Source organism: uncultured Sphingomonas sp., from assembly GCF_964243315.1.
Taxonomy (GTDB): domain Bacteria; phylum Pseudomonadota; class Alphaproteobacteria; order Sphingomonadales; family Sphingomonadaceae; genus Sphingomonas.
The window spans coordinates 1-9,304 of sequence record NZ_CAXTEM010000082.1; the positions used below are offsets into that span (position 1 = coordinate 1).

The 9,304-nt window shown below is 68.5% G+C and carries 10 protein-coding genes and 1 tRNA gene; 1 reads left to right on the forward strand and 10 read right to left on the reverse strand.

Annotated elements, in window-relative coordinates:
• From trpB to ACFE77_RS15185, 7 genes are all read right to left on the reverse strand, one after another.
• The coding region (trpB, locus tag ACFE77_RS15155) for a tryptophan synthase subunit beta (RefSeq protein WP_375422484.1) at positions 1–965 on the reverse strand (965 nt) is incomplete at its 3' end.
• Positions 966–1,017: 52 nt separating this feature from the next.
• Positions 1,018–1,653, reverse strand: coding sequence for a phosphoribosylanthranilate isomerase (locus ACFE77_RS15160; RefSeq protein ID WP_375422485.1), 636 nt, complete (start codon positions 1,651–1,653; stop codon positions 1,018–1,020).
• Between the two features lie 190 nt (positions 1,654–1,843).
• Complete coding sequence (pyrF, locus tag ACFE77_RS15165) at positions 1,844–2,518, reverse strand: orotidine-5'-phosphate decarboxylase (protein WP_375422486.1); 675 nt, start codon at positions 2,516–2,518, stop codon at positions 1,844–1,846.
• Positions 2,515–2,886 (reverse strand): hypothetical protein, encoded by a 372-nt coding sequence (locus ACFE77_RS15170; protein WP_375422487.1) that lies wholly within the window; start codon positions 2,884–2,886, stop codon positions 2,515–2,517. The genes pyrF and ACFE77_RS15170 overlap by 4 nt, the downstream gene beginning before the upstream one ends.
• Positions 2,887–3,019: 133 nt before the next feature.
• On the reverse strand, positions 3,020–5,302 hold the full coding sequence (locus ACFE77_RS15175) for a patatin-like protein (protein ID WP_375422493.1): 2,283 nt from the start codon (positions 5,300–5,302) through the stop codon (positions 3,020–3,022).
• Entirely contained in the window at positions 5,302–5,997 is a 696-nt protein-coding gene (locus ACFE77_RS15180; RefSeq protein ID WP_375422488.1) for an endonuclease/exonuclease/phosphatase family protein, read from the reverse strand. The genes ACFE77_RS15175 and ACFE77_RS15180 overlap by 1 nt, the downstream gene beginning before the upstream one ends.
• Complete coding sequence (locus tag ACFE77_RS15185) at positions 5,991–7,043, reverse strand: acyltransferase family protein (RefSeq protein WP_375422489.1); 1,053 nt, start codon at positions 7,041–7,043, stop codon at positions 5,991–5,993. The genes ACFE77_RS15180 and ACFE77_RS15185 overlap by 7 nt, the downstream gene beginning before the upstream one ends.
• A gap of 151 nt (positions 7,044–7,194) precedes the next feature.
• Between ACFE77_RS15185 and ACFE77_RS15190 the strand changes: the two genes are divergently transcribed.
• On the forward strand, positions 7,195–7,329 hold the full coding sequence (locus tag ACFE77_RS15190) for an entericidin EcnA/B family protein (RefSeq protein ID WP_375422490.1): 135 nt from the start codon (positions 7,195–7,197) through the stop codon (positions 7,327–7,329).
• Positions 7,330–7,431: 102 nt separating this feature from the next.
• Here ACFE77_RS15190 and ACFE77_RS15195 read toward each other — a convergent pair.
• From ACFE77_RS15195 to ACFE77_RS15205, 3 genes are all read right to left on the reverse strand, one after another.
• Positions 7,432–7,507: transfer RNA gene (locus ACFE77_RS15195), tRNA-Thr, on the reverse strand.
• A 17-nt stretch (positions 7,508–7,524) separates the two neighbouring features.
• Positions 7,525–8,397 (reverse strand): hypothetical protein, encoded by an 873-nt coding sequence (locus ACFE77_RS15200; protein WP_375422491.1) that lies wholly within the window; start codon positions 8,395–8,397, stop codon positions 7,525–7,527.
• Positions 8,357–9,304 (reverse strand): replication-associated recombination protein A (locus ACFE77_RS15205; RefSeq protein ID WP_375422492.1); only part of this gene is annotated, 948 nt, incomplete at its 5' end. The genes ACFE77_RS15200 and ACFE77_RS15205, both read right to left, overlap by 41 nt.

Genomic DNA, 9,304 nt, shown 5'->3' on the forward strand with positions numbered 1-9,304 from the left:
CCGGCGGAGATCGAGTGCGCCTCGGTGATCTGCCCGTCCTCGTCCTGTAGCAGATAGGTCTTGTTGCCGTGGAGCACGCCGGGGAAGCCGCCCGCGAGGCTCGCGGCATGCTGCTTGTCGAGCCCGTGGCCCGCCGCCTCGACGCCGAGCATCGCCACGTCGGAGTCGTCGAGGAACGGGTGGAACAGGCCGATCGCGTTCGATCCGCCGCCGATCGCGGCGACCAGCAGATCCGGAAGCCGGCCGACCCGGGCCAGCATCTGTTCGCGCGCCTCACGGCCGATCACCGACTGGAAGTCGCGGACCAGTTCGGGATAGGGGTGCGGGCCCGCCGCGGTGCCGATGATGTAGAAGGTGTCGTGCACGTTCGCGACCCAGTCGCGCATGCCCTCGTTCATCGCGTCCTTCAGCGTGTGCGCGCCGCTCGTCACCGGGCGGACCTCTGCGCCGAGCAGCTTCATGCGGAACACGTTGGGCTGCTGCCGCTCGATGTCGCGCGCGCCCATGTAGATCACGCAGGGCAGGCCGAAGCGCGCGCAAACCGTCGCGGTGGCGACGCCGTGCTGGCCGGCGCCGGTCTCGGCGATGATCCGGGTCTTGCCCATCCGCATCGCGAGCAGGATCTGCCCGATGCAATTGTTGATCTTGTGCGCACCGGTGTGGTTGAGCTCGTCGCGCTTGAACCAGACCTGCGCACCCATCCCCTCGGGCGCAGAGGCGCGCAGCGTCTCGGTCAGGCGCTCGGCATAATAGAGCGGGCTCGGCCGACCGACATAATGTTCCAGCAGATCGTCGAACTGCGCCTGGAATGCCGGATCTTGCTTGGCTGCGCGATAGGCGGCGTCGAGTTCCAGCACGAGCGGCATCAACGTCTCGGCAACATAGCGCCCGCCGAACTGGCCGAAATGGCCGCGCTCGTCGGGTTGCGCACGAAAGGAGTTCGGAGCGGGAATGGGGGCGTTCATGACCGCGCGTTTAGCACTCCGGGGTAGCGTGTCACCCCTTGTTGCGCCCGCATCAGGCTTGCGCGACGGCCGACAGGAATGCGGCGATCCTCGCCTCGTCCTTGGTGCCCGGCGCAGTCTCGACGCCCGAGGACACGTCGACCAGTTCGGCGCGGGTGCGCGCGATCGCCTCTGCGACGTTGGCCGGATCAAGCCCGCCGGACAGCGCCCAGGGCAGGGGGTGGCGGAAACCGTCGAGCAGCGCCCAGTCGAAGCGCTGACCCATCCCGCCCGGCAGGCTTGCGCCGACAGGCGTCTTGGCGTCGTAGAGGATGCGGTCGGCGGCGCCTGCGAAGCTGCGCGCAGCGTCGAGATCGGCGCGAGTCTTGACGGCGACCGCCGCCCAGATCTCGCGGCCGAAGCGCGCGCGGATCGCCGCGGTGCGGGTAGGGGTGGTCTTGTGGAGCTGGAGCGTGTCGAGCCGGCCGGCTTCGATCGCGCGGTCGAGCAACTCGTCGCTGGGGTCGACGAACACGCCGACCGTGGTGACGTGCGCGGGAACGCGCTCGGCGAGTTGGGCTGCGCGGTCGAAATCTAGGTGGCGGGGGGAGGGGGGAAAGAAGACCAGGCCGACATGGCTCGCGCCGTGGCGCAGCGCCGAGTCGAGAGTCTCAGGGGTGGATAGGCCGCAGATCTTGGCGGTGGTCATGAGAGGGTAGCTTTCTGGGGCCGTCGAGGCATATGCCGTGCCGCCCTATCCCGGACTGACCGGAGCATCGCAACAACCTTGTTTCCCCGCGTAGGCGGGGATCGGGGCCGAGCAAAGCAACTGCTGGTGTTGTGTGTAACCCTGGGCTCCCGCCTTCGCGGGAGCACATACCTTCTGGCGAGAGCAGCCGCTACAGCGTCGCGCCGATCGCGCGGGCGGCGGCGTCGGGGTCTTCGGCTTGGGTGATCGGGCGACCGACCACCAGGATCGAGGCGCCCGCGTCGATCGCGGCGCGTGGGGTGACGACGCGTTTCTGGTCGCCGACCGGGCCGTCGGCGGGGCGCACGCCGGGAACCACGAAGAAGCCCTTCGGCCATGCGGCCTTCGCCGCCGCGACCTCCGCGCCCGAACACACGATCCCGTCCAGCCCCGCGACCCGCGCGAGATCGGTCAGCCGGACGACCTGGTCATGCGCCGAACCGACGACACCGGTCGAGGCAAGGTCGTCGGCGTCGAGGCTCGTCAGCATCGTCACCGCGACGACCTTGGTGTGCGCCGGCGCGGCGGCCTTCGCGTCTTCGAGCATCGCGCGGCCGCCGCTCGCATGCACCGTCAGGATCGCGGGTTCGAGCGGGGCGAGCGCCATCACCGCCTTGGCGACGGTGTTGGGGATGTCGTGGAGCTTGAGGTCGAGGAACACCGGCAGCCCGAGCTCGGCCATTTCGCGAATGCCCGGCTGGCCGTGCGCGGCAAAGAATTCGAGGCCCAGCTTGATCCCGCCGACATGATGGCGGACGCGCTCGACGATCGCCCTCGCGCGGGCGAGGTCAGGGGTGTCGATTGCGACATAGATCCGGTTGCTCATACCAGCCGGCCCTCGGGCACAGGCGGAACTGGATCGAGGGGCGGGACCGGATCGTGGCTGGTCGCCGGGCCCGGATAGGCGGGGGTCGGCGCATAGGCCGGGGTGGGCGCCGTGACGACGGCGCGCGCCTCGGCAAGCGACCGCTCCACCGTCGTCAGACGCTGGCGCAGCCGCCATCGCACCGCCCGATTATAGACGTAGGTCGGCAGGAAGCCGAGCAGGAACGCGATCATCAGCAGGAAGGGCAGCTTCACCAGCGCCTCCATCCCGCTCCACAATTGCAGCGGCACCGAGGTCCAGTTGCCATAGGTGAACAGCGCGGCGACGAACGCCAGCAGGCACCAGAAGAGGATCTTGAGGAACTGCATCGCGGACTCTCCCTGAACGCCAAGGCTATACAACGGGAAAGGCGATGGCCAGCCTCTCAGAGGTTGCTTGAAAACTCGCGGAAGAGCGGGCTGGCACCGCGAAACGTGCTACAGCGCGTTTCCAAGAAGATCTTCAGCCGATCTCGGTCCTGAGCGTTGCGAAGAGCGGTGCGATCGCGGTCAGGCGCGGCTCCTCCTCGTCGAGGATCGCGCGGAACGCGTCGCGCTTGATCGCGGCGACGCGGCCGGCGCGCATGCGGGTGGCGCTCGGCAGGGTCGACACGACGATGTCGATCATCCGCTCCGCACCGTGAAGGCGACCCCATAGATAGTCGTTCTCGCGGTAGGCGCGGCTGAAGAAGGCGCCGAACTTGCCGAATTGGATGCCCTTCAACGTCGCCTCCGCGCCGCCGGACCGGATCGCGGTGGCGTCGTCGGGGGCGACGCGATCCACCTTGATCGGATCGAATTCGTCGAGCCCCTCGCCCTGGAGCAGCGGCAGGGTGGCGGTGTCGAAGAACGGGAAGCCGAGATAGGTGAGGAGCATCGCACGGCGCGGCTCGCGGGCAAGCGCCGCGAACGCCCCGGCGAGACGCGCGTCGGTCGCCGCGTCGAGCGCCGGCAGGTCGAGCGCTGCCGCAAGAGCGTCGAGCAGCGGCGCCGCATCGCCGCGCAGCGACCGGACCTGCGTGCGCAGATGCCGGTGGTCGTCGGCGCGCTGGCGCTGGAGATAAGTGGCGAGCGATTCGTACACGGCGTCGCGCATTGCGGCGAGATCGGTGCCGTCGCTTTCCAACTGGGTGAGTCGCCGGGCCATCAGTCGCAATCGCCTGATCCGGAAGCCGATGTCGTAGGTCCGCAGGAAATCGATCGATGCGGCGCTCTGCTTGCCGGTGAAGGACGGGCCCAGCTCGCCGAAGCCGCGCGCGGCGATCGCGGATTGGATCGCGGCGCGGATCCGCCGCCAACGGGTTTGCCCGGGCTCGCCGCCGGCATGATAGAGCAATGCGGTGATCGTCTCGACGACCCCGGTCAGCTTGAGATGGCCATACGCCCCATAAGCATAGCCGGCCTTGTCCGCTGCGGCGGTTTGCGCGCGCCGTCGCCAGCCGATCAGCCGTGCCGCGGTCGGGCGATCGAGGAACAGCGTGTGGCCGAACAGCCGCTCGATCTCGCTCTCCACCTCGGGCCGTAGTGCGGTGACGATCCCGCGCATCCGGTCGATCCGCGCGGATCGGGCCGCTATCGCTTCCAGATTGTCGCGGATCGGCTGTTGCCGCGGCAGGTCGCTGAGCGCGCCGAGAATGGTCTGGAAGAAGCCCGGGCTCGCATCCTTGCTGGCAACGTGGATCTTGGTGCCAGGCGAGGGGTCGATATAGACGAAGCGGCGGTCGATCTCGCGGCGTGCGGGGCGTTCCTTCAGTGCGTCGATCGCGGGACGGAACGGTGCGTTGGCCAGCACCGATCCGTCGATCAGTACCGCTTGTTCGGCCTGCTTGACCGCAAACTGTCGCGGCAGGACCCGCTTCAGGAAGTCGGTCCGCCCGGCCCAGTCGACGGCGCGGGCGGCCAGCACCTCGTCCAGCTCGCCGACCCGGAACGGCGGGAACGCGCCGGGGAAGCTCGACGTGGCGCGCGCGCTGAACACCAGTTCGGGAATATCGGCCAAGGTCTCGCATGGCTGGCCGTGATCGCTGAAGTCGATGATCAGCCGGTGTTCGGTCTCGAGCACTTCGGGCGGCGAGTTGAGCGTCAGGCGTTCGGGATGGCCGGTGAAATCCGTGACGGTGACGAATAGGTCGAGCGGCTGATCGGGGGGCAACAGGCGCGGCCCGCGCTCGCTCGCGGCCATGGCGTCGAACGCGTCCATCAACAGATTGGTGAAGGTCGCGCCGCCGAACGGCGGCTCGAACCAGCGCGAGCGGACGAAGTGCGACAGCTTCGCGCGGACCTCGTCACGGGTCGCTTCGTCCAGTTCCTCGACCTTGTCGGTGCTGCGACCCGCGGCCATCCATGCGATCGGCAGCGCCCACACCTTCGAGAAGCGCGAATGGGGCGCCGCGTCGGGAGCGATCAGCGCCTCGACATCCGCCGAATCGAGCCATAGCGCCGTTAGCGGATCGAGCGACTGCCCGGTCGCGATCGCCTGACCCAGGAAGATGCCGTTGATCCCGCCCGCGCTCGCCCCAGCGACGATGTCGGCGATCACCCGCACCCGCACGCCCGCCTCCCGCTCGATCTCCTCGAGCAGCGCGCGGTACACCGCCATGATCCCCTCGGACGCTTCGTCGCGGTCGTGGAATGCCCGGCTGGCGCGCACCAGCCGCCAGATCTCCTTGGTGATGCCGTGCATGTAGACCGCGAGACTGATGCCGCCATAGCAGACCAGCGCAAGGCGGAGCTCCTTCTCGCGCATCAGGCGGGGACCAGCGTCGCCCAGATCGGCAGATGGTCCGATGCCTTGCGCGCGGTGGCGCTGGCGTGGACGCCGCACGCCTCGATCCGCCAGTCGCGCGACACCATGATCCGGTCGAGCCGGCCGACCGGCCGTCGCGCGTGGAAGCTCGGGCCGGTCGCCGCAAAGGCGTAGTCGCGCGCGAAATCGCGCAGGCAGCCGGAGCCGCGGGTCCATTCGTTGAGGTCGCCCATCAGCACCGTCGGATAGCGCTGCGTGCAGCTTTCGACATGCGCCATGATCGCCGCCGCCTGCCGCCGCCGCCACAGCCCGGACAGATCGAGGTGCATGCCGACGACGCGGATCACGCCGCTGGCAGTGCGGACGTCCGCCATCACCGCGCCGCGTGGTTCGAGCGCGGGGAGGTGGATCGCCTCACAATCGACGATCTGCGCCGATTTGCGCACCAGCAGCGCGTTGCCGTGCCAGCCCATGCTGGCGGCGCGGAGGCCGACCGCGACCGCCTGCCAGTCGCTATGTTCGTCGAGCAGATGCGGCGTCAGCACGCATTCGCGCGCACCGAATCGCCGGTCCGCCTCCTGCAGCGCGACGACATCGGCGTCGATCTCGCGCAGTACCTCGAGGATGCGATCGGGGTTGCGTCGGCGGTCGGTGCCGATCCCCTTGCGCATGTTGTAGCTCGCGACCTTCAGCATGGATGGTTCATTCCCGGTGCGAAACGTCGCAGCGCGCTCCGGTATCCCGCGGCGGGCGTTTGGGGCAACTTCTGCGGCGCTCGCCTCGGCGCCGCATCCCCGATCAGGACGATCGGCACCACGCCCGAGGCGAGCACGCCGCGCACGACCAGCGCCGGCAGCAGCAGGCCGACGGCGACGCGGATCGCGACGGCGAGCGCGCCCGCGATGTGGCAGGGTCCGAGCAGGAGGAGATCGGCCGCCGCGAACCAGGGCAGATGCCACAGGAAGATCGGAAAGGCGTAGCGCCCGACCAGTTCCAGCGCTGCGAACCGCGGCGCGTGGCGGAGCAGCCACAGCCCCGATCCCGCACCCGCCAGCATCGCCATCCATGAGGTCCGCGCCAATGGCGGGGCCGCCCCGTGGCCTGCGAACCGCACGACCAGCGCCGAAAGCGCCACGGCGTAGAGCAGGTAGGGGAGCGCCCGAGCGTCCAGCACCGACGGCTTGCGACCGACCCACGCGCCGAACAACAGGAAGGGCAGCAACTCGACTGCACGGCCAAGCGAGAACAGCACCATCCCGGTCGCGACGTCGATCTGCGCGACTAGCGACGCTGCGAGCGAGAGCGCGATCAGCTGGTCCGCGGACGGTCGCCACACCGTATCGAGCGAAGCGTAAGCGAGCTTCAGCCAGATCAGCGCCTGGAGGTACCAGAGGTGCCACGATCCCAGCAGCAGCGCCGAAGCGATCGGCCAGTCGACGCCCTGCCCGCGTAACAGCAAGACGCCCGTCAGCGCGACCATGATCATCGGCCAGACGAGCCGCACGATCGCCTTGCGCAAACGGTACAATCGCTCGCCCCCACCGCCCGGTGGACGCGCACCCAGCAGACAGCCGGTGACGATCATGAACAGCGGCATCCGTACCAGACCGAGCGCATCGTTCACCGCAGCGAAGGTGCTGGCGGAAAGCACCGGTTCCGCAGCGATCGCGTGGTGCAGCAACACCAGCAGGGTGGCGATGCCTCTGGACGCGTCGATCGATGCAGCCCCGCCCGTCCGCAACGCTCTCTCCCGCCACCGCCCCGTGGATTATAGGGCGGGCGCCGGGTATGCGGGCGCGGCAGGGTGCGGATCTTGTGGGTGGACTTCGGCACGACACGCGGAACCCATGCTCGCCGCGAACATTGCGATGCTATCTACATGGGAGACTATCATGGTTAGCAAGATCCTCACCGCCGCGCTGCTGTCGGCCACGCTCGTTCTGGGCGCGTGCAACACCGTGCAGGGCGCGAAGGAAGATGTGAATTCTGCCGGCGGAGCAGTCGCCAACGCGACCGACGGCAAGTAACACTGCTCGCCTGTCGATCGACGGGTTTGAAGGGCCGTCTTCCTCAAAGCGGGAGGCGGCCTTTTTCATGCCTGATCGTGATTGAACGCCGGGTGGGAGCGGTGGTGCCGGTTGCAGGAATCGAACCCGCGACATCCAGTTTACAAAACTGGCGCTCTACCAACTGAGCTAAACCGGCTTCGCGCGCTCCATGCGTCAGGTGACGCCGAAGGTCCAGCCCTCGGTGGCCGCGATGTCGGGGGTGAGTGCGTTCGGGTGCCAGAGCTCGGCACGGTCGACACTGGCGCGAAGCCATGCCGCAGTCAGTACCGCATCGGTGGCGTGATCGTCGTAGCGCGGCAGGGTAGCATGCGGTCCGCTCCCGAGCGCCGCCAACGCGGTGTCGAGCGCGTCGGCATCGCGAATCTTGCTGAGCCCCTTGCGCATGCCGGCTGAACGCGCGGCGATGGCGGTGTAGATCTCGACGATCGTTGCGCCTTTGGCGGGCAGCGGGTCGAAGGGCCAGACCGGTATTCGTCCGTTCAGTTGGTGGAGCAGGCGCATGCCGGCGAACGACGCCTTGGCGACCTGCGCCGCGCCGATCGCGTCGTACACGGTCGACGGCTTTCCCGCCCGTTCGCACACGCGGTAGTGCAGGAAGTCCGCCTTCACGCCGTCGGCCTTGCCGAGGTAGAAATGGATACCTCGCCGGCGATCGATGAAGGAGGCGGCGCCTAGATCGGCATCGTCGCACTCGACATCGACCATCGCCCACAAGGCGCGGGCGTTCGGGGTCGCGGGCTCGCCTGGAAGATGCGCGCCGCGTTCTGCGAAAGGTGCGGAGAAGCTGAAATCGAAACCGACCAGCAATTGCGCGTCCCGGCGCTCGATCAGCCAGTCCAGAACCTCGCGCCGCGACCATAGGCCGGCTGGCGGATCGACCAGCACCGGCGCCGCTCCACCGGCGCCGCAGATCGCCACGGCGATGCCGCGGTGCCGCGATCCCTTGGCGCCCGACCAGTCGATCGCGGCGAACTGCGTGAAGCGATCAGGCGCGATCGTCTGGTTCCCCGCCGCCACGCCGAGCATCCCACCACGCCAGCCGCTCGCTCACGCGCTTCTCGTAACCGCGGTCGGTGGGTTCGTAGAAACGCTGCGGCGGCAAGTCGTCCGGCCAGTAATTGGCCCCCGAAAAGCCGTCCGCTTCGTCGTGATCGTAGGCGTATCCCTTGCCATAGCCAATGTCGCGCATCAGCTTGGTCGGCGCGCCGAGGATGTTCATCGGCGGCATCAGCGATCCGGTCTCCTTCGCGGTCCGCCACGCCGCCTTCTGCGCCTTGTAGACCGCGTTCGATTTCGGTGCGGTAGCGAGATAGACGCACGCCTGCGCGATCGCGAGTTCGCCCTCCGGACTACCGAGGAAGTCGTAGGTGTCCTTGGCGGCGATACACTGCACCAGCGCCTGCGGGTCGGCGAGCCCGATGTCCTCGACTGCCGCGCGGGTGAGCCGGCGGAGCAAATAGAGCGGTTCCTCGCCCGCGGTCAGCATTCGCGCGAGATAATAGAGCGCCGCCTGAGGATCGCTGCCGCGGATCGATTTGTGAAGCGCCGAGATGAGGTTGTAGTGCCCTTCGCGATCCTTGTCGTAGACCGCGACGCGGCGCTGGAGGAAGGCGGACAGCCCCGCCGGATCGAGTGGCTCGGGAAGGTCGACCGAAAACAGAGTCTCGGCCTGATTGAGCAGGAAGCGTCCGTCGCCATCGGCGCTCGCGATCAACGCGTCGCGCGCGGGCGGCGTCAGCGGCAGCGTGCGGCCCATCACGGCGTCGGCGCGGTCGAGCAGTTGCTCCAGCGCGGTGCGGCCGAGCCGCTCCAGGATCAGCACCTGCGCCCGGCTGAGCAGCGCGGCGTTAAGTTCGAAGGACGGGTTCTCGGTGGTCGCGCCGACCAGGGTGACGGTGCCGTCCTCGACATAGGGCAGGAAGCCGTCCTGCTG